General features: G+C 67.4%; 15 protein-coding genes and 4 tRNA genes. 13 read left to right on the forward strand and 6 right to left on the reverse strand.

The annotated features are described in order from the left end of the window. Positions 1-10: 10 nt before the first annotated feature. The gene (locus tag ABD716_RS13530) at positions 11-910 is read right to left on the reverse strand and encodes a sulfurtransferase (protein ID WP_344777740.1); all 900 of its coding nucleotides are present in this window, start codon (positions 908-910) and stop codon (positions 11-13) included. A gap of 105 nt (positions 911-1015) precedes the next feature. Between ABD716_RS13530 and zapE the strand changes: the two genes are divergently transcribed. From zapE to ABD716_RS13550, 4 genes are all read left to right on the forward strand, one after another. Then, positions 1016-2089, forward strand: coding sequence for a cell division protein ZapE (zapE, locus tag ABD716_RS13535; protein ID WP_344777742.1), 1074 nt, complete (start codon positions 1016-1018; stop codon positions 2087-2089). Positions 2090-2282: 193 nt separating this feature from the next. Beyond that, a complete protein-coding gene (locus tag ABD716_RS13540; protein WP_344777744.1) occupies positions 2283-3527 on the forward strand; it encodes an ammonium transporter in 1245 nt (414 codons plus the stop codon). A 129-nt stretch (positions 3528-3656) separates the two neighbouring features. Continuing rightward, the gene (locus tag ABD716_RS13545; RefSeq protein ID WP_344777746.1) at positions 3657-5360 is read left to right on the forward strand and encodes a TIGR03767 family metallophosphoesterase; all 1704 of its coding nucleotides are present in this window, start codon (positions 3657-3659) and stop codon (positions 5358-5360) included. 30 nt (positions 5361-5390) lie between these two features. Continuing rightward, positions 5391-5624: a hypothetical protein gene (locus tag ABD716_RS13550; protein WP_344777748.1), complete on the forward strand. Its 234-nt coding sequence runs from the start codon at positions 5391-5393 to the stop codon at positions 5622-5624. A 922-nt stretch (positions 5625-6546) separates the two neighbouring features. On the opposite strand, the gene ABD716_RS13555 is transcribed toward ABD716_RS13550, so the two are convergent. Continuing rightward, entirely contained in the window at positions 6547-7785 is a 1239-nt protein-coding gene (locus ABD716_RS13555; protein WP_344777750.1) for an AlbA family DNA-binding domain-containing protein, read from the reverse strand. A gap of 86 nt (positions 7786-7871) precedes the next feature. Between ABD716_RS13555 and ABD716_RS13560 the strand changes: the two genes are divergently transcribed. After that, positions 7872-9062 (forward strand): SIR2 family protein, encoded by a 1191-nt coding sequence (locus tag ABD716_RS13560; RefSeq protein ID WP_344777752.1) that lies wholly within the window; start codon positions 7872-7874, stop codon positions 9060-9062. 242 nt (positions 9063-9304) lie between these two features. Here ABD716_RS13560 and ABD716_RS13565 read toward each other — a convergent pair. Then, a tRNA-Val gene (locus tag ABD716_RS13565) sits at positions 9305-9377 on the reverse strand. A 151-nt stretch (positions 9378-9528) separates the two neighbouring features. On the opposite strand from ABD716_RS13565, the gene ABD716_RS13570 reads away from it, so the two are divergent. The 3 genes from ABD716_RS13570 (at position 9529) to ABD716_RS13580 (ending at position 9831) form a co-directional block, all read left to right on the forward strand. Then, a tRNA-Gly gene (locus tag ABD716_RS13570) sits at positions 9529-9601 on the forward strand. 37 nt (positions 9602-9638) lie between these two features. Continuing rightward, positions 9639-9712 (forward strand) — tRNA-Cys (locus tag ABD716_RS13575). A 47-nt stretch (positions 9713-9759) separates the two neighbouring features. Next, positions 9760-9831: transfer RNA gene (locus ABD716_RS13580), tRNA-Val, on the forward strand. A 113-nt stretch (positions 9832-9944) separates the two neighbouring features. Here the strand turns inward: ABD716_RS13580 and ABD716_RS13585 are convergent. Continuing rightward, positions 9945-12821 carry an ExeM/NucH family extracellular endonuclease gene (locus ABD716_RS13585; RefSeq protein WP_344777754.1) on the reverse strand — a complete coding sequence of 959 codons (2877 nt, stop codon included), beginning with the start codon at positions 12819-12821 and terminating at the stop codon, positions 9945-9947. Between the two features lie 216 nt (positions 12822-13037). Between ABD716_RS13585 and thrS the strand changes: the two genes are divergently transcribed. Both thrS and ABD716_RS13595 read left to right on the forward strand, forming a co-directional pair. Then, complete coding sequence (thrS, locus tag ABD716_RS13590; protein ID WP_344777756.1) at positions 13038-15005, forward strand: threonine--tRNA ligase; 1968 nt, start codon at positions 13038-13040, stop codon at positions 15003-15005. Position 15006: 1 nt separating this feature from the next. Further along, positions 15007-15600, forward strand: a complete 594-nt coding sequence (locus tag ABD716_RS13595; protein WP_344777758.1) for an HIT family protein — start codon at positions 15007-15009, stop codon at positions 15598-15600. Between the two features lie 17 nt (positions 15601-15617). Here the strand turns inward: ABD716_RS13595 and pdxY are convergent, their stop codons facing one another. Beyond that, positions 15618-16469: a pyridoxal kinase PdxY gene (gene pdxY / locus ABD716_RS13600; RefSeq protein ID WP_344777760.1), complete on the reverse strand. Its 852-nt coding sequence runs from the start codon at positions 16467-16469 to the stop codon at positions 15618-15620. A 63-nt stretch (positions 16470-16532) separates the two neighbouring features. On the opposite strand from pdxY, the gene pdxS reads away from it, so the two are divergent. Genes pdxS through ABD716_RS13615 form a run of 3 tightly spaced genes read left to right on the forward strand, consistent with a single transcriptional unit; the run spans position 16533 to position 18550 of the window. Continuing rightward, positions 16533-17423 carry a pyridoxal 5'-phosphate synthase lyase subunit PdxS gene (gene pdxS, locus ABD716_RS13605; protein WP_344777762.1) on the forward strand — a complete coding sequence of 297 codons (891 nt, stop codon included), beginning with the start codon at positions 16533-16535 and terminating at the stop codon, positions 17421-17423. Then, positions 17420-18013, forward strand: a complete 594-nt coding sequence (gene pdxT / locus ABD716_RS13610) for a pyridoxal 5'-phosphate synthase glutaminase subunit PdxT (RefSeq protein ID WP_344777764.1) — start codon at positions 17420-17422, stop codon at positions 18011-18013. Before pdxS ends, pdxT begins: the two co-directional genes overlap by 4 nt. Positions 18014-18022: 9 nt before the next feature. After that, positions 18023-18550 carry a DUF1697 domain-containing protein gene (locus ABD716_RS13615; RefSeq protein WP_344777766.1) on the forward strand — a complete coding sequence of 176 codons (528 nt, stop codon included), beginning with the start codon at positions 18023-18025 and terminating at the stop codon, positions 18548-18550. Between the two features lie 19 nt (positions 18551-18569). Here ABD716_RS13615 and ABD716_RS13620 read toward each other — a convergent pair whose 3' ends face one another. Next, complete coding sequence (locus ABD716_RS13620; protein ID WP_344777768.1) at positions 18570-19382, reverse strand: alpha/beta fold hydrolase; 813 nt, start codon at positions 19380-19382, stop codon at positions 18570-18572. Positions 19383-19445 lie beyond the last annotated feature (63 nt).

Here is a 19445-nt window from a genome sequence, read left to right on the forward strand (position 1 = left end):
CGAGCCGCGGTCACGCGACCGCGCCGGCCTCTGCGCCCTGCGCGATCGGCACGCGCACGGCCGAGCCCCATTCCGTCCATGAGCCGTCGTAGTTCTTGACGTTCTCGAAGCCGAGCAGATGGGTCAGGACGAACCAGGTGTGGCTCGACCGCTCGCCGATGCGGCAGTAGGCGATCACGTCGTCGCCGGGTGTGAGGCCCGCCCCGTCGAGGTAGACCTCTTCGAGTTCGGCTCGCGGCTTGAAGGTCGCATCGGGCGCTGCGGCCTTCGCCCACGGCACGGATGCCGCCGAGGGGATGTGCCCCGCCCGCAGGGCGCCCTCGGTCGGGTAGCCGGGAATCTCGGTGCGCTCGCCCGTGTACTCCTCGAAGCTGCGCACGTCGATCAGCGGCCGGCGAGCATCGAGGTGCGCGAGCACGTCCTCTTTGAAGGCACGCACGCCGCTGTCGTCGCGCGCGACGACCGGGTAGTCGACGGGTGACGGAGCGGAGGCATCCGTCGTCAATTCGCGCCCCTCGGCGATCCACTTGTCGCGACCGCCGTCGAGCAGCCGGACGTCCTCGTGGCCGAACAGCGTGAACACCCACAGCGCGTACGCCGCCCACCAGTTGTTCTTGTCGCCGTAGATCACAACGGTCGTGTCCCGGCCGATGCCTTTCGAGCCGACGACCTGCGCGAACCGCTCGCCGTCGATGTAGTCGCGAACGACCGGGTCGTTGAGGTCGGTGTGCCAGTCGATCTTCACACTGCCGGGGATGTGCCCGGTCTCGTAGAGCAGCACGTCCTCATCGGATTCGACGACCACCAGGCCCGGTTCCCCCAGGTGGTCCGCCAGCCACTGCGTGGAAACGAGACGCTCGGGGTGTGCGTAGGCGGCGAACTTCTCGGAAGGGTCGGCCGAAACGGTCATGGTGCGCTCCTTGGTTAGGCTGGACGCTGACGTTCCCAACGCTAGGCGCGTGTGTGCGATGACGCACCGGCGGCGGGTAAGACTTCGACATCTGACTGAGAACGAATGACGACCGATGCCCTCGGCACCTCCCCGCTGACCAGCCTCACCCAGCTCTCGCCGACGATCACGGGGGAGCAGCTGCTCGAGAGCCTGACTCCGCCTGCGCAGTTCGCGACGGCGAGTTTCGACAACTACCGCCCGGACGCGGATTACCCGTCGCAGCAGGAGGCGGTCGATGCGCTGCGCGCGTTCTCGTCGGCCGCGGGCGCGGCGAAGGGCGGGGGATTCCTCGGCTTCGGGCGCCGCAAGAGGCAGGCTTCCGGCGACGAGGCCCAGAAGCTGGGGGTGTACCTCGACGGGGGCTTCGGCGTCGGCAAGACCCACCTGCTGGCGGCGCTGTGGCATGCGGCATCCGGTCGCAAGCTGTTCGGCACCTTCATCGAGTACACGGCGCTCGTCGGTGCGCTCGGCTACGCGAAGACCGTCGAGCTTCTCAAGGGCACGGCGCTCATCTGCATCGACGAGTTCGAGCTCGACGACCCGGGCGACACGATGATGATGACGCGCCTCATCGGCGACCTGGTCGGCGGCGGAACGCGCTTCGCAGCAACGAGCAACACCCCGCCGAACGCGCTCGGAGAGGGGCGCTTCGCAGCGAGCGACTTCCTGCGCGAGATCCACGCCATGTCCGGCAACTTCCGGACTCTGCGCATCGACGGGCTCGACTTCCGACGCCGGGCGACGACCGGTGCTGCCGTGGTGACCGATGCCGCGGGCCTGACCGCCGCCGTCGAGTCGACCCGCGCGGCCGGCGGCGTCGCCACGCGCGACGACTTCACCGCTTTCGTCGACCACCTCGCGACGGTGCACCCTTCGCGCTACCTCAAAATGGTCGACGGGATCGATCTGATCGCGTTGGACGACGTGGTGCAACTGCACGACCAGATGCAGGCGCTGCGTCTCGTCGCGTTCATCGACCGCGCGTATGACGCCGAGATCCCGATCGTCGCCGCGGGCGTTCCGCTCTCGGAGGTGTTCGACGAGGCGATGCTGGGCGGCGGCTTCCGGAAAAAGTATCTGCGCTCGGTGTCGCGCATGATCGCCCTCACCGCGGCGGCCCCCTCGAACAGGGGCTGACGCCTACGGGATTGCCATAGGCCTTGCGGCGGCCGGAAACACGATGTTTACAGAGCGGTTTTCACCGTAACCTGGCCGAAACACAGATCGATATGGCGTGAAACCTCCTCTCGCGAAACTGGCCCAGTCCTAGCAACCCGAAGAGAGAGGCGACCACATCCCCATGTTGGTTCTCGCTGCTGATCAACCGGCGATGCCGGTCGATGTCAACTCGCTGTGGCTCATCGTGGCCGCCGCCCTAGTGCTCATCATGACCCCCGGTGTCGCCTTCTTCTATGGCGGCATGGTCCGCGCAAAGAGCGTCATCTCGATGATGATGATGAGCTTCGGCGCCATCGCCCTCGTCGGGGTGCTGTGGGTCCTCTACGGCTACGGCCTCTCGTTCGGCTCGCCGCTGATCGATCACTGGCTCGGCAACCCCTTCGCCTCCGGTAACAACCTGTTCGCCTTCACCGACCTGCTCGGCATCGGCAAGGACGGGGCGATGGACCCCAATATGAACGGCCTCGCCTTCGCAGGCTTCCAGGCGACCTTCGCGATCATCACCGTCGCGCTGATCTCCGGCGCCATCGCCGACCGCGCGAAGTTCGGCTCGTGGATGATCTTCGCAGGTATCTGGGTCACCGTCGTGTACTTCCCCGTCGCCTACTGGGTGTTCAACCTCGGTGACGGCTGGGCCCCCTCGATCCTCAAGGTCAACGACTTCGCGGGCGGTACCGCGGTGCACATCAACGCAGGTGCGGCAGCGCTCGCCCTTGCGCTGGTGCTCGGCAAGCGCATCGGCTTCAAGAAGGGCATGAGCAAGCCGCACAACGTGCCGCTGACCCTGCTCGGCGCCTCGCTGCTCTGGTTCGGCTGGTTCGGCTTCAACGCCGGCTCTGAGGGTGCGATGGACGGCGTCGCCGCGATCGCCTGGGTCAACACCCTCGCGGCCCCGGCCGCTGCGACCCTCGGCTGGCTCATCGCCGAGAAGATCAAGGACGGCAAGCCGACGTCGATCGGCGCGGCGTCCGGTGCGGTCTCCGGCCTGGTCGCCATCACCCCGGCCTGCAACATCCTCTCGCCCGGTTGGGGCATGGTGCTCGGCCTGATCACGGGCTTCATCTGCGCCTACGCCGTCGACCTCAAGTGGCGCCTCGGCTTCGACGACTCGCTCGACGTGGTGGGCGTCCACTTCATCGGCGGCTGGATCGGAACCCTGTACATCGGCTTCTTCGGCCAGGGCATCGGCCTCATCTCGACCGGTTCGTTCAAGCAGCTCGGCGCACAGTTCGTCGGCGCCGCAGTGGTGACCATCTGGTCCTTCGGGATCGCATGGCTGCTCGGCACCGCGATCCAGAAGACCATCGGCTTCCGCATCACCAACGAAGACGAGGTCGCCGGGGTCGACACCGTGGTCCACGGCGAAGAGAGCTACGTGCTCGACCCCGCGGTCTAGGCCGCACCACACACAGCGCACCTGTCAAGGGGGCCGCCGGTTCGCCGACGGCCCCCTTGTCGTGCATTGTTCACGCGGCACGAACACGGACGCCACCTCGCCTCAACCCGCGCTCGCGATCCTGGCCGCGTGCAGAAGGTGTCTCGGCGGACAGCCCTGATCGGCGGCGCAGGCGTACTCGCGCTCACCCCCGGCGTTCTCGCACTCAGCCTCTCGCCACGCACCCGGGCGCAGGCGAGGCCCGCTGCTCACTCACCTCTGGTCACAGCGGGCACCACGCTCGAGACCGCCGCGGCACCGCAGGGGAGTGCCGGCTATCGCCGCCTCACGTCCGGACCGGGGTATGGCCCCGTGCTGCGCGAGGAGCTCGCCGTGCGGGCATCCGCCACAGCCTCGCTCACGCCCCTCGCCGCGTTGGTCCAGCTCACCGATCTGCACATCGTCGACGCGCAGTCGCCCGCCCGATTCGAGATGTTCGCCGCGACCAACGGGTCCGCCTTCCGCCCTCAGGAGGCACTCGGCACGCATGGCGCCGCCCGACTGATCGCGCGCATCAACTCCATCTCGGCCGCGCCGTTCACCGGCCGGCGACTGGACGCGGTGGTCTCGACGGGTGACAACACCGACAACGGCGAGCTGCTCGAACTCGACTGGTACCTCGCCGTGCTCAACGGGGGTGAGATCGTCGCCAACTCGGGAGCACGCACGGCGTGGGAGAGCGTGCAGAGCTCAGGGAAGAGCGAGTGGTACAACCCCGAGCTCCCCGTGCGCGACGTGTACAAGGGCGCCGGATTCCCCGAGCTGCCCGGGTTCTTCGGGCGGGTGGCCGCGCCGCACAGGAGCGCCGGTCTGAGCACCCCTTGGTACGCCGTCGTCGGCAACCACGACGACTCGGTCTGCGGCTCGCTGTCGAACCTGCACGCGGCATGGAACGACGTCTACGTCGGCGATGTGAAGTTCACCCGCTTCGCGACGGATGCCGCCAACCGCGCCGTCCGCACGCTGTGGTCGAACGCGGGGAACTCGCCGGCGGCCCGAAGCGCGGTGCGCGCGTTGGGGGAGCTGCCCCGCCTGGATCGGCGGTGGACGGTGACCGCCGACGAGCGCAGACGGCCGTTCACAAAGGCCGACTATGTCGCCGCGCACCTCGACCCCGGGAACGCCGGGCCGGGACCCGTCGGGCACGGCTTCACGAGCGAGGATCTCGCGGCAGGCCGCAGCTACTACACCGCACGGCTCGCCGCGGGCGTCCTCGCCGTCGTGCTCGATTCGACCAACCCCGCCGGGCTCTCGCACGGGTCGATCGCCGACGGGCAGTTCCGCTGGCTCGAGGAGGCCCTCGCGACGCACCCCGACGATTACATCGTCGTGTTCAGCCACCACACGAGCACCTCGATGGACAACCGGCTGCCGGACCCCGCCGCGCCCGGCGAGCGCCGACGCACCGGTGCAGAGGTCGAGGAGTTGTTGCACCGGCATCCCCAGGTCGTCGCGTGGGTCAACGGCCACGTGCACGCCAACCGCATCACCCCGCGCCGCGGCACCGACGCAGCCCATTCGTTCTGGGAGATCACTACGGCGAGCCATATCGACTTCCCGCAGCAGGCGCGCATCATCGAGCTGGCGCGCAGCGGCCCCGGCATCCTCTCGATCTTCACGACCCTGATCGAGTCGGACGCGCCCTATGTATCCGCTTACGGCGACGGCTCGCAAGAGGCGCTCGCGTCGCTGTATCGCGAGCTTTCCTTCAACGATCCCCACCGGGCACCGCAGCACCAGGGCCGCCGCACAGATCGCAACGCAGAGCTGCTGCTCGCCGACCCGTTCGCCTGAGCCACAGGGCAGGTCGCCTAGGCTCGAGCGGTGACCGTCGCCCGTGTCTTCGCGCTCGTGTGGGGAGCCCTCGCGGTCAGCTGGGGGCTCTTCCTGATCATCCGCCGCAACTGGCTCTCGGAGCTCGCGCACGAGCTCAAGCGGCAGAACGGCATGCGCATCGCCTTCGGCTCGCAGTCGCCTGCGTGGATGCTGGCGGGCGGCATCGTCTTCCTCGTCGCCGGGCTCGCCTGTCTCACCACCCTCGTGGTCGCGGCACTCTAGGGCCGTTCAAACGAAACCCTGAGACTGCCTTGAGCAGATGCCGCGCCGATTCGGTGGCGGTGGGGTCCACCATGAATTCAGACGGTCAATCCGTCGCCCCCAACCCCAACCCGAATCAACTGTGGCCGCCCCTCGAACCCGAATCATCGAGGAGGCGGCCTCAGTGCGTCTGGGGCGAGATACGAAAAGATCCCCTGGGCCATCAGGGGATCTTCTTCGTTGTGGGCGATGCAGACTCGAACTGATGACCTCTTCGTGTGAAGAACCAAGGCGATAGTTTTGTACCGGCCGTGTCGCCCAAACTTCCGCGCTATTACGGGCGGTCTGGTTTGTTTGGTAGCAAGCAGTTCCGCGGTTTACTCAGCCGGAATCAGCGAGGCTTAGCGATCGTCACGTCATCTTCGCGAAAGATGCCCTGGCCCAACCAACGCTGCGGGCCGGCGCCGACGTTCGCGGGCGGCATCAGGAAGCGCCTTCTCCAGCATCCTGAGCGCACGCTGCCGGAACTCCGGCGGGAACTAACGGGGCACGATTCATCCTCCCAAAGGAAGCGCAGCTAAACCTAGGACGATTCAATCCGCTCCACTCGCGAAGCGTGTCCGTCATACTTCATCGCGACCGGCGACAGCACTCTCCCGAGGTGTGCAGCGCGTCGCGGCTGCTCGACCGCGCATGGACCGCAGCGCTCGACATCGAATCCGACGTGTGGCGGGCTGTGCGAGCTGAACGCGATGCGCCGACCAAGAAGCGGTTGATGGACGCTTACGCGGGCCGGCACCGCAAGTACGAGCAGCCCTGCAGGGAAGTCGGGAACCTCTCTGCAACCCGCGCGCTCGCTCCACGTGAAGAGCGGCGCCGAGTTGAGACCGGCAGGCAGAAGAAGCTGCTCGGCGACGGGTCGCGAGGGATGCGGGGCGAGTAGCTACTGCGCGGGCTCTTCGGTTTTCGTGAACTCCGGTGCCCATCGATTGTCGGTGCCCAGCCCTCGCAGCAGACCGCCGACCAGGCGATACGCGACGGCCTGCGGCTCGTTCACGAGGTCGTCGAGGCTGGCGACGGTGACCTCTTCGTATTCATCCCGGTCGTAGACGGGGCCGCTTTGCTGCCAGAGCTCTTGCTGGAAGAGGTAGCTGGATTTGCCGACAAGACCATTCACGCCGAGCGCGAGCCCCCACGAGCCGCGGTAGCCGACTTCTTCGGAGAGCTTGGTCACCCAGTAGATGATTCGGTGCGCGAATGCGATGCAGAGGCCATCGAAGATCACCATCTGCGGTTCTATCTGGGAGCTCACACTCATGCGATCCCACTGGTCGGTTGCGCGGCCGACGACTGCGTGGATGCTCCCGTCTTCGTGGAACTCGACGTCAGACAAGCCGCGCTCCTCCCATGCGTCCGTGATCGATCGTGTGCCGTTTTGCGTGCTCGTGAACGCCGCGCCCCGGCTGCGGATCATCGCGCCGCGCATGCTCGGTGCGCCGGGAGCGAAGTCACGAACCGTCGGGTACGGCAGGTAGTTGCTCTGATGAAGGATGTTGTTGAGCCGCTGCTGCGGGGCTCGCACGAGCGACTGTGCGACGTTGCGTGAGGCGCTCAGCGGCTCGGCAACCAAGTAGAGATGCCCGTTCTGACGCGAGGCGGCGGGAACCGGATCTCGTTCGATCTCTTCGTGGAGAAGCGCGAGCAGTCGATCTTCTTCTCGCTTGCGTGCTTGGTGGTGCCGAACTACTTCGGCGTCGGAGAGTCGCCGCCGGGTTCTCTCACCCCGCCCGTAGTAGACGCCGTCCACCATGTGCGGCGCCTGTGGTGACGGCGGGATCTCAACGGCAGCGTAGCCGTGGTCCGGGTCCGATTCAGCCGGGATCTCGCGTGCGCGAACGTCGAGCGGCGGGTCGATGCGGTTCGCAGCGATCTGCTCGATCTTCTCGATGAGATCCTTCAGCGGAACAGGCGATGTTGAAAAGGTCCGGCTCTGCTTGTCCTCAGCCACACCGATCAGGAGAACGCCGCCATCGATCGCGAAGGACGCGAGGTCTCGCGCCGTCTCTGCGCGGGCACCAGGAGTGTCACCGGACGACGCTTTGGCGTCCAGGTAGTGGGATTCCGCAAGGTTGCCTTCGTCGATGGCGAGCTGAATGTCGTGCTCGTCGCGGGGAATCCACACAGTGCGCTCCTTCGGGTCGAGGTGAATCTACAGGCGGACACCGACACTCACGAGCGCCGCCACCACCGCTACGGCAAGATGAGCACGTGAGCGCCAATGACAATCCGAAGACGCTGTTCCTCCTCGGCGCTGGGGCGTCTCATGACGCCGGCTTGAAGACGTCAGTAGGCTTGACGCGCGAGATTGCTAATCACGTTCAAGAAGATCGCGGATTCTCCTGGGATGCGAGGTTCTCGCCAGCCCTAAACATGGCGATCGGTGCGATGGTTGGATTCGATTCGCAGCACGGGCGGAACGCCTTTGAGGGAGTCGACGTCGAGCGCCTGTTTGCGGCCATCCGCTTCCTCGGGGACCGTGAAAACCTCGAGGTTGCGCCATTTGTTGATCGATGGCATCCAGGAGTTGAAGCGGTCGGCCGCCGCGGCCAAATCTCGCCAGGCGTCGCGGTCAACCTCCGTAGCTCGCTCGAAAGCGGAGCAGATCCGCTCAATGACGAGAACATGCTCGGCGCGCTTACCCAAGCTGTCGAGGACCTGGTCGGGACGAGCGGCTCGCAGCCCGTCTTCCGGGATCTGCAACGAGTCATGCTTGCGGCGCTCGATAAGAGCCTCGCAGTTGACGGGAAGCGGCTCGGTTATCTCACCCGGCTGCTTACGTCGAGCAACCGGGTAGGTGTCGTCACACTCAACTATGACCTGACGATCGAAACGGCCAGCGAGCAGCTCGGGCTGGCGTTCGAGACTGGCGTCCAACAGTGGCGCGGCGGGTACGAGTGGTCGTGGAACTCGAGCCTCAACGTGAGACTCCTCAAGCTGCACGGGTCGCTGAACTGGTTCTACGAGGACCACGCCGAGAGCCGACTCGCGCAGAAGAGAATCATCTACCGCCCAACCAGCGGCGACGGTGATGTGCCGGGAAACGAGCGAGTGATGATCTTCGGCACTGGGAGCAAGCTGAGGCACGACGGCCCATTCCTCGCCATGTATCAAGAGTTCCAACGACTGCTCGCGCAGCGCACCCGACTGATTGTCATCGGATATTCGTTCCGAGACGATCACGTGAACGAAGTGATCCGCCGGTGGGTGAACACCTCGCCCGCGTGCGAGATCGTCGTTATCGACCCGGCACTTGAGCACTGGTCGCCTGATGCGCCGAGCGCTGGGCCGATATTCCCGTTCTACGGAGAGCTTCACCGAGCAGCTGCACGTGACTCCGGATTTACCCTCACATCGATTCCTCAGGGAGCAGCGGTCGGCCTTCGAGAGCTCTTCGGCTGAGGGGTGAAGCCCCGCGTTTCGCGGCCCCTTTCGCGTTAGTGGCACCCGATAGCGCCGGACCACGCCGCTCCCGCAGTCTTCCGCGACGAGCGCATCGAGTCGTGGTGTCGCGCTTTGAAGCTGGCGTGCAGGTCCGGTACATCCAGTTCCGGCACACCGTGCCCGTTCCGGCGCACCGTCACGAAGTCGGTTCGATTCAACAACCAGAAAAGCCCCGGCCGACCGGGGCTTTTTCTTCGTTGTGGGCGATGCCAGACTCGAACTGACGACCTCTTCCGTGTGAAGGAAGCGCGCTACCAACTGCGCCAATCGCCCGCTGTTGTGCGAGTCGATGCTATCCGAACGCCGGCGCTTTTCACGAATCGGGACACGCCCCCGGCTCGATTTGAACTGAGCACAAAACGTGGGTTATGGTTGAGAAGTCGCCGGGACGGGGCCGAAAGGAACCGGGCCGGAACGACAAAATGCGGATGTAGCGCAGTTGGTAGCGCATCACCTTGCCAAGGTGAGGGTCGCGAGTTCGAGTCTCGTCATCCGCTCGAGTGTGAGGCAGTTTTCGACTGATCATGCGGGCCTGGTGGCGTGGCCGAGAGGCGAGGCAGCGGCCTGCAAAGCCGTATACACGGGTTCGAATCCCGTCGCCACCTCCACACTCACTTCCCGCCTTTCTCTTTAGCCCGCTAAAGTGATCGGAAGGGCGCGATTGGCGCAGCGGTAGCGCGCTTCCCTGACACGGAAGAGGTCACTGGTTCGATCCCAGTATCGCGCACAGACGAAAACCCCCGGATTTCCGGGGGTTTTCTGCGTCTGGTCTTGCGTTGCGGTCACGCCTCACGCCCGCGAGGTGAGCCCCGGAGCTCGCCGGGGCCCACCTGCAGCCGGCTACTTCTGCAGCTGCCAGGGGCCGTTCTTGTCGCCCGGCTTCTGGTTCCGGGTCCACCACTTGGCGACATACTTCTTGCCCTGGTACTCGACCACGTCACCCGTGTCGAACACACGGCTCGGAGTCCACAGCACGCCGCCGTCGGCGGCCGTCGCGAGTTGCTCCCACGGGCCGTTGACATCGCCCGGCTTCTGGTTCTGCGTCCACCACTGCGCGCGCCAGATCGAGCCGTTGTAGCTCACGAGGTCACCCGTGTTGTACACGGTCTTGGCGCTCCACGCAGCAGGTGCCGGCAGCGTGAGTCCGACGACCACGGGGTCGTGATCGGACGCCGCGAACGGGTCCGTACCGTTGAAGAGCAGCGTCGCGTTGTAGTTGTAGCGGCTGTAGGCGTAGGCGACCGACTCTTGCGCGTTGATCTGCCAGACATCCGCCCCCGTCACCATCTTCAGCGCCGCGGCGTTCGCGAGCACGTGGTCGAGCGAGCCCTCGAGCCCGTCGTACGAGTAGGTCTGCTCGCTCGGATCGAAGGTGCTGCCCAGGTCCGTGTAGCCGGCGGCGTACAGCGCCTCGAGCGGGTCCTCGTGCGTGTAGGAGTTGAGGTCGCCGAGCAGGAAGATGCGGTCGGTGCCGAGCTGCTTCGCTACCTGGTCGGCGAAGGCCACAGTGTCCTGCGCCTCGTGCACTCGCGTCTCGTTGAAGGCGCCCTGGTCGACCGCAGGCGAGGAGGTGTCTTCGGTGTCGCCCGGGTACAGGCCGGTTGCATCGGCGCCCTTCGACTTCCAGTGGTTCGCGACCACGAGGAACGCATCGCTGTCGGCCGCGTTCGCCTTCTTGAAGCCCTGCGCGAGAGGCTCGCGCGCGATCGAGAAGGGCTCGCCGGGGTCGGAGTCGCCGAGCAGCACCGTCGCGGCACCGACGGGCGTGACGTCAGCCGGTTTGTAGATGAAGCCCGAGTGGATGACGTCCTCCTGCTCGATGGGCGGCAGCTTGTCGGCAGGGGGCGAGGGCACATATGCCCAGACATCCGCGCCGGCAGCTGCATTGAGCGCGTCGACCAGGCCGGCGAGCGCGGTGTCTCGCGGCTCGCCGAACTTGGCCGAGTTCTCGATCTCCTCGAGCGAGACGATGCTGGCGCCGAGCCGGTTGATGCCGGTGACGATCTTCGACTGCTGCCGCTGGAAGCTCGCGTCGTCCGCCGCACCACGTGGCCCGGCGCCGCCATCGGCCGCCGTGCACCTGTTCACGCCGATGTGGTTGCCCGCCCGGTCGTTGTAGTACGTGCACGTGCCGAGCCCCGAGCTGACGAACTTCTCGCCCGTCATGGGGAAGTAGTTCTCGACATTGAAGCTCGCCAGACGCACGTCGCCGCCGACAGCGCTCGGCCGCTCGTTCGCGGCGCGCACGTCGCTGAAGGTGGCGACGGATGCCCCGTCGTCGGTGACCGGCGTGGTCGGCTGGAAGTTCCACAGCGAGAAGCGGTAGTCGAGCACGACCGGTTGGTGGAACGTCACGGCAGCGCCGTCGCTCACCGGGTTGGTCGGGGTGAGCCACGGCAGCGGGGTGTTCGCCGCCGCCCCACCGCTGTAGTTCGTGCTCGACCCGTCGTCGAGCGTGATGGTGCGGGCCGCGTTGTCTGCGGCGACCGCCTGCGCCTGTGCGGAGCCGGCGGTTCCGGCATCCGTCGGCTGGCGCAACGGAGTCGTGCCCGCCGCCAGCGTGAACGAGCCGTAGTAGTTCGCGTCGTAGTTGTCGCTCACCGTGAAGGCGCCCTGCGGGGCTATGAGCTCGCCCTCGTGCGCCTCCTTCTGCGCGTCGGTCGTGAGTTGCGACCACGGCAGCGCCTCAGCCGTCACCGGTGCGAGCGCGGCCTCGAGCTCGGTGACCGTGGGGGAGCTGATCTCGGTCTCGCCCTGGTACTCCTGCACCGTCCCCGTGACCGAGACGCTGTCGCCGATGTGGACCTGCTTCGCCGAGGTCGATCCGAACACGAAGACCGCGTCGGATTCGCCGGGGGTCGCGTCGGCGCCCGCTCCGATGCCCGCGGTCTCGAGGAAGAATCCGTTGAACCCGCCGGTCGCATACACGGCGGTCACCACGCCTTCGGTCGCGACGCTCTGGCCGACATAGGGCGAGGTATCGGTCGTGCCCTGGATCTGGGCGATCGTGAGCGTCTGCGCGTCGCCGTCGCCGTCGCCCGGGTCCGTCCCGCCGCCCGGGGGAGTGCCGCCGCCCGTCGAGCCCGAGTTCTCGGGCGTGGGCACCGCGGTGGTGAAGTCGGCCGCGTTGTCGTCGGTGTCGGCGCCGCCCGCCACGCGCTGATAGCTGAGCGTGAGCGAGTTGCCGCTCGCCGCCGTGCCCTCTGGCGAGTTGCTGGTGCCCCAGCCGATCTTGTCGATGACGCTCGCGTCGGTGGGCGCTACCCCGGCCGCGCTCGCGGCCAGGTACAGCGTTCCACCGCCTGCCCCGGGGTTCACGCTGCCGCCCGTCGTCAGGTCGGGGGTCGGCAGGGCGGCGCCCGGGTTAGAGCTCGCATTGTTGCTCGGAAGCTGGATCAGGAAGTGAGCGTGCGAGGCGACCGAGCCGCTCAGCGCGAACACCTGCGAGCCGCTCGGCGTCACCGTGCTCGTCGGCGCGCGGTACTGCAGGGTGTCGCCGTCGAGCGAGATGGCGGCGCCGGTGGGGTTGTAGAGCTCGACGAACTTGTTCAGGTAGCTCGCCCCCGATGAGCCGCCGTTGACGTAGGCCTCGCTGATGACGAGGCCCGTGCCGGCCGGATTCGCGAACGCCGGGGCCGAGAGGCCCGCGCTCAGCAGGCACGCCGCGGAGACCGCGGCTGCGGCGACGGCGACGCGTCGCGAGAAGACAGAGGGCATCGATGCCCACCTCCGTAATCGGTGGATGTGCGTGACAGCTGGGTGCGCAAGGCGCAGCCCAAGATCACGACGCTAGGGCTTCGACGGCCTGAGGCGGAAGAGCGCCGTGTTAACAGCTGGTGACGGATTCCCCGTATGGGTGCCACCGGGGCGGCGGTGCGGCCGCCACTAGAGTTGAGGCATTCCCGTTCACACGTCTATATAGGAGTGGTTCACGTGGCCGACGGCTTCGAGCTCTTCCCTGATCGGAACGTTGTCGCCCTGCGCGTCAACGGCGAGCTGAAGGACAAGGCCACGACGACGACCGCCACCGACGTGGTCGAGCCGGTCACGATCGATTCGCCCGACGGGCTCAACATCCTGCGCCACTCGACCGCGCACGTCCTCGCGCAGGCCGTGCAGCAGGTCAACCCCGACGCGAAGCTCGGCATCGGGCCGCCAATCACCGACGGCTTCTACTACGACTTCGGCGTCACCGAGCCGTTCACGCCCGAGACCCTCAAGCAGCTCGAGAAGGCGATGCAGCGCATCGTCAACCAGGGCCAGCGCTTCGTGCGCCGCGTCGTCACCGACGAGGAGGCGCGCGCCGAGCTCGCCCACGAGCCGTTCAAGCTCGAGCTCATCGGGCTGAAGGGCGGCGCCGCCGGCGGCGGCGACAACGAATCCGTCGAGGTCGGCGCCGGTGAGCTGACGATCTACGACAACGTCGATGCCAAGACGGGCGAGACGGTGTGGAAGGACCTGTGCCGCGGCCCCCACCTGCCCGACACCAAGCTCATCAGCAACGGCTTCGCGCTCACCCGTGTCGCCGCCGCGTACTGGCGCGGCAGCGAGAAGAACCCGCAGCTGCAGCGCATCTATGGCACCGCGTGGCCCACAAAGGACGAACTGCGCGCCTACCAGACGCGCATGGAGGAGGCCGCCAAGCGCGACCACCGGAAGCTCGGCGCCGAGCTCGACCTGTTCTCCTTCCCCGACGAGATCGGCTCGGGCCTTGCGGTGTTCCACCCGAAGGGCGGCATCGTGCGCGCCGAGATCGAGGGATACCTGCGCCAGCAGCTGCTCGGCCACGACTACGAGCTCGTCAATTCGCCGCACATCACCAAGGGCTCGCTGTTCGAGACCAGCGGTCACCTGCAGTGGTACAAGGACGGCATGTTCCCGGCGATGCACCTCGATGAAGAGACGGATACCGAAGGCAACGTCACCCGTCAGGGGCAGGACTACTACCTGAAGCCGATGAACTGCCCGTTCCACAACCTGATCTTCCGGGCGCGCGGCCGCTCGTACCGCGAGCTGCCGCTGCGGCTCGCCGAGTTCGGCACCGTCTACCGCTATGAGAAGAGCGGCACGCTCTCGGGCCTCACCCGGGTGCGCGGGCTCACCCAGGACGACGCGCACATCTATGTCACCGACGAGCAGGTCAAGGACGAGATCAAAAGCCAGCTCGACTTCGTGTTCGAGACGCTGCGCGGCTATGGCTTGAACGACTTCTACCTCGAGCTGTCGACCCGCGACCCCGAGAAGTCAGTCGGCACCGACGAGCAGTGGGAGATCGCGACCGAGACGCTGCGCGAGGTCGCCATCGAGTCCGGCCTCGACCTCGTGCCCGACCCGGGCGGCGCCGCGTTCTACGGCCCGAAGATCTCGGTGCAGGCGCGCGACGCCATCGGCCGCACCTGGCAGCTGTCCACGGTGCAGCTCGACTTCAACCAGCCTGCGCGCTTCGAGCTCGAGTACACGGCGAGCGACGGCTCCAAGAAGCAGCCCGTGATGATCCACCGCGCGCTGCTCGGGTCGATCGAGCGCTTCTTCGCGATCCTGCTCGAGCACTACGCGGGCGCGTTCCCGGTGTGGCTCTCGCCGGTGCAGGCCATCGGCATTCCGGTCGCCGACGAGTACGTGCCGTACCTCGATGAGGTCGCAGCCCGGCTCAAGCGGGCGGGGGTTCGTATCGAGGTCGACCACACCGACGACCGCATGCAGAAGAAGATCCGCAATGCGGCGAAGGCCAAGGTGCCGTTCCAGCTCATCGCCGGCGAAGAGGACCGCTCCAAGGGCACGGTCAGCTTCCGCTTCCGCGACGGCAGCCAGCTCAACGGGGTGCCCGTCGACGAGGCGATCGCGAAGATCACCGCATCGATCGCGTCGCACGAGCTGGTCGACACCGCCTGGGGTGAGTGAGATGGCTCGGCTTTCGCTGGAGGACTACGGCGACCATGAGGAGCCGGGCGATCAGGCATCCCTTCACATCGACGACCCGTCGCACCTCGTCGGCGTACCCGACGAGTTCCAGCGGCTGTGGACGCCGCACCGGATGGTCTACATCCAGTCCGGGCAACAGCAGCCGCACGGCGACGACTGCCCGTTCTGCGCGGCCCCGACGCTGAGCGACGAGGAGTCGCTCATCGTGCATCGCGGCGAGACCGCTTTCGCGCTGCTCAATCTCTTCCCTTACAACAGCGGGCACCTGCTCGTATGCCCGTATCGGCATATCTCGCTCTATGACGAGGCCACGTCGGAGGAGGTGGCCGAGATCGGGGCCATCACGCAGACGGCGATGCGGGTCATCCGCGACGTCTCGCGCAATGACGGCTTCAACCTGGGGATGAATCAGGGAGCCATCGCCGGCGCCGGGATCGCCAGCCACCTGCACCAGCACATCGTGCCGCGCTGGGCATCCGACGCGAACTTCCTGCCGATCATCGCGAAGACGAAAGCGCTGCCACAGCTGCTCGGCGAGGTGCGGGCGACGATCGCCCGCGCCTGGCCGAGCTAGCACCCGGGCTGGTCGCGTCAGCGGACGCGGCGCGGCTCGAACTCCATCCGCGGGTGCGCGTAATGCTCCTGCGCCTCGACGAGCTGCAGCTCGCGCTGCCCGGACGCGAGGGTCTGCTCGAGCAGGCCGAACACGCTGGAGGCGGTACGCGCGAGGGCCTCGGCGGCGGAGCCGGTCTCGCGGTAGTGGGCGGTGAAGAGCGCCGCGGTCACGTCGCCCGAGCCGTTCGCCTTCAGCGGCAGCTGCGGCGTCGTAACGATCCACGCCCCCTCGTCGTCTGCCACGAGCATCTCGAGGGTGCCCTGCTCGCGGTCCGGCCGTTCGACGCTCGTGACGAGCACCGTCCGCGGGCCGAGCTCGCGCGCCCGGTCGACCGACTCGAGCGTCGAGGGCAGGTCGCTCGGCTCGGTTCCGGTGAGGTAGCCGAGCTCGAACTGGTTCGGCGTGATGATGTCGGCCACCGGCACGACCCGGTCGCGCAACAGCACGGGAATGGCCGGCGCGACGAAGCATCCCGACCGCGCATTGCCCATCACCGGGTCGCAGGCATAGACGGCCGCAGGGTTCGCGGCCTTCACGCGGGCGACGGTCTCGATGATCACCTCGGCGATGCCCTCGCCGCCCTGATAGCCGGAGAGGACCACGTCGATGTCCCCGAGCACACCCCGCTCTTCGATGCCCGTGATGACGGCTCGCACGTCGTCGGGGGCGATCATCGGGCCGCGCCAGGCGCCGTAACCCGTGTGGTTCGAGAAGTTCACGGTGTACACGGGCAGAACCTCGACGCCGATGCGCTGGAGGGGGAACACCGCGGCAGAGTTGCCGACATGCCCGTAGGCGACAGCCGACTGGATCGAGAGCACCTTCATGCTCCGATCCTCCCATTCCGCCGGCGCGAGCATGCCTCACGTGCTCAGTAGAATGAGGGCACTATGACCAACGGAGAAGTCGGCTCGAGCCGCGTCAAGCGCGGGCTCGCCGAAATGCTGAAGGGCGGCGTCATCATGGACGTCGTCACCGCCGAGCAGGCACGTATCGCTGAGGACGCCGGGGCAGTCGCTGTCATGGCCCTCGAGCGGGTTCCCGCCGACATCCGCGCCCAGGGCGGCGTCGCTCGCATGAGCGACCCCGACCTGATCGACGAGATCATCTCCTCGGTCTCCATCCCGGTCATGGCGAAGGCGCGCATCGGCCACTTCGTCGAGGCACAGGTGCTGCAGGCGCTCGGCGTCGACTACATCGACGAGTCCGAGGTGCTGTCGCCCGCCGACTACGTGAACCACATCGACAAGTGGAACTTCACGGTGCCGTTCGTGTGCGGCGCCACCAACCTCGGCGAGGCGCTGCGCCGCATCAACGAGGGCGCCGCGATGATCCGGTCCAAGGGCGAGGCCGGCACGGGCGACGTCTCAGAGGCGACGAAGCACATCCGCAAGATCACCTCCGAGATCAACGCGCTCACGTCGATGACGAAGGACGAGCTCTACGTCGCCGCGAAAGAGCTGCAGGCCCCCTATGAGCTGGTCGCCGAGGTCGCCGAGACCGGCAAGCTTCCCGTCGTGCTGTTCACCGCGGGCGGCGTGGCCACCCCGGCCGACGCCGCGATGATGATGCAGCTCGGCGCCGACGGCGTGTTCGTAGGCTCCGGAATCTTCAAGTCGGGCGACCCCGCCAAGCGCGCCGCCGCGATCGTCAAGGCGACCACGATGTACGACGACCCGCAGACGATCGCCGAGGTCAGCCGCGGGCTCGGCGAGGCCATGGTCGGCATCAACGTCGCCGACCTCGCCGCGCCGCACCGTCTGGCCGAGCGCGGCTGGTGAGCACGGCCCCTCGCGTCGGCGTCCTCGCCCTGCAGGGTGATTTCCGCGAGCACCTCGGGGTGCTGCGCGAACTCGGTGCCGAGGCCGTCCCGGTCCGGCGACCGGACGAGCTGGCATCCGTCTCAGGTCTCGTGATCCCAGGCGGCGAGTCGACCGTGATGGACAAGCTCTCGCGCGCCTTCGGGCTGCGCGAGCCGCTGCTCGAGGCGATCGCCGGCGGCCTGCCCGTCTACGGCACCTGCGCTGGGCTGATCATGCTGGCCGACCGCGTGCTCGACGCGATCGAGGGGCAGCAGACGCTCGGCGGCCTCGACGTCACGGTGCGCCGCAACGCGTTCGGCTCGCAGCTCGACTCGTTCGAGACCGACATCCCGATGCCGGTGCTCGGCGAGCCCGCAGTGCATGCGGTGTTCATTCGCGCGCCCGTGGTCGAATCCCTGGGGGAGAAGGCGGCGGCGATCGGCGCGCTCGACGATGGCCGTGTCGTCGCCGTCGAGCAGGGCAGCCTGCTCGGCACGTCGTTCCACCCCGAGGTCACCGGCGACTACCGCTTCCACGAGTACTTCCTCTCGAAGGTGCGCGCCGCCTAGTTTGGGCTCATGACCGCCTATGTCGCCCTGCTGCGCGGCGTGAACGTGGGCGGCATCACGATCAGGTCGGCCGAGCTCGGCGAGCTGTTCCGCTCGCTCGGGCTCACCGGCGTGCGCACCGTTCTGGCCAGCGGCAATGTCCTTTTCGAGAGCGATGAGGCGGATGCGTCGCGGCTCAGGTCACGCATCGAGAGCGCGCTGCGCGAGCGCTTCGGCTATGACGCATGGATCGTGCTCGTGACGCGCGAGAAGCTCGCCGCCATCGTCGCGGCGTTCCCGTTCGATGCGGAGCGCGACGGCTGGCATCCGTACGTTCTGTTCGCCTCCGACCCCGCTCATCTGAGCGAGCTACTGGATGCCGCGCCCGCCCTGGACCCGGCAGAAGAGGTCATCGCCCCGGGTGACGGCGTGCTCTATTGGCAGCTGAACATCGCGGTGGGGAGCACGAACACGAAGCTCGCGAAGCTCGCGGCGAAGCCGCGCTTCAAACCGACGACCACGACCCGGAACCTGAGGACGCTGAAGAAGCTTCTGTGAGGGCACGGGCGCGCGTCGCTCAGCGACGGGCGTTCGCGGCCCAATGCTCACGGACGATGCCGGCGACCGCGTCGGCATCTTCGAGCGGCGCGATGTTGCGGACGCCGTGCAGAGTGCGCGTGCGGGCGTTCATCATGCGGTCGGTCACGGCCTCGGCTTCGGCGGGCCCCCAACCCGCGCGGGCATCCCCCGCGACGAAGACCGTGGGCGCCTCGACCGCGAGCGCTGCGTCGTCGAGTGACGGGCGGTCGAGGACGAACGAGCGCGCCGCCTGCACGAATCCGCGGCGCTCCGCGTTCAGGAATCCGCTCTTCACGATCCGCACGGCCTCTGAATCGACGGCGATCGTGCGCTCGGTGAGGATCGAGCGCAACAAGCGCGTCTGCACGGGGCCGGGGAACCCGAATAGGCGGATGAACGGCAGGGCTGCCGCAAGATCGCGTCGCTCCGTTCCACCGAGCACACCCGTCGGGGCGCCGATCGAGACGAGCGAGCGGATGCGGCGCGGCCGCTCGACCGCGGCGGCAATGCCGACCTGGCCGCCCCAGCCGTTGCCCACCCAGTCGACTCGGTCGATGCCGAGCGCATCGAGCACGTCGAAGGTTGCGAGGGCGCATTCGGCGATGGTCGAGGGGCGGTGCAGAGGCTCGCTCGCACCGAACGAGGGGCCGTCGATCAGCACGACCGTGCGCAGGCGCGTGAGGACCGGCAGCACCCGATCCCAGCTGTGCGAATCGACGAAGAAGCTGTGCCAGAGCACGGCGACCTTCTTCGGGCCCTCCTCGACTCGCACGCCCAGCCGCCCGAGGCGGGTTGCGAGCTTGACCGGCATACCTCAAAGCCTAGGTGCGCCGCGCGGGCACCGGCGCACGGACCAGCGCAGTGCGGCCCCGGT

Source organism: Gryllotalpicola kribbensis, from assembly GCF_039538245.1.
In the GTDB taxonomy this organism is placed as follows: domain Bacteria; phylum Actinomycetota; class Actinomycetes; order Actinomycetales; family Microbacteriaceae; genus Gryllotalpicola; species Gryllotalpicola kribbensis.

Excerpts from the sequence above, each read along its gene's own strand:
- ABD716_RS13540 (WP_344777744.1), top strand. The coding sequence starts at position 2,283 with ATGCCGGTCGATGTCAACTCGCTGTGGCTCATCGTGGCCGCCGCCCTA.
- ABD716_RS13595 (WP_344777758.1), top strand. The coding sequence starts at position 15,007 with ATGGCTCGGCTTTCGCTGGAGGACTACGGCGACCATGAGGAGCCGGGC.
- ABD716_RS13615 (WP_344777766.1), top strand. The coding sequence starts at position 18,023 with ATGACCGCCTATGTCGCCCTGCTGCGCGGCGTGAACGTGGGCGGCATC.
- pdxS (WP_344777762.1), top strand. The coding sequence starts at position 16,533 with ATGACCAACGGAGAAGTCGGCTCGAGCCGCGTCAAGCGCGGGCTCGCC.
- zapE (WP_344777742.1), top strand. The coding sequence starts at position 1,016 with ATGACGACCGATGCCCTCGGCACCTCCCCGCTGACCAGCCTCACCCAG.
- ABD716_RS13530 (WP_344777740.1), bottom strand. The coding sequence starts at position 910 with ATGACCGTTTCGGCCGACCCTTCCGAGAAGTTCGCCGCCTACGCACAC.
- pdxY (WP_344777760.1), bottom strand. The coding sequence starts at position 16,469 with ATGAAGGTGCTCTCGATCCAGTCGGCTGTCGCCTACGGGCATGTCGGC.
- ABD716_RS13585 (WP_344777754.1), bottom strand. The coding sequence starts at position 12,821 with ATGCCCTCTGTCTTCTCGCGACGCGTCGCCGTCGCCGCAGCCGCGGTC.
- ABD716_RS13620 (WP_344777768.1), bottom strand. The coding sequence starts at position 19,382 with ATGCCGGTCAAGCTCGCAACCCGCCTCGGGCGGCTGGGCGTGCGAGTC.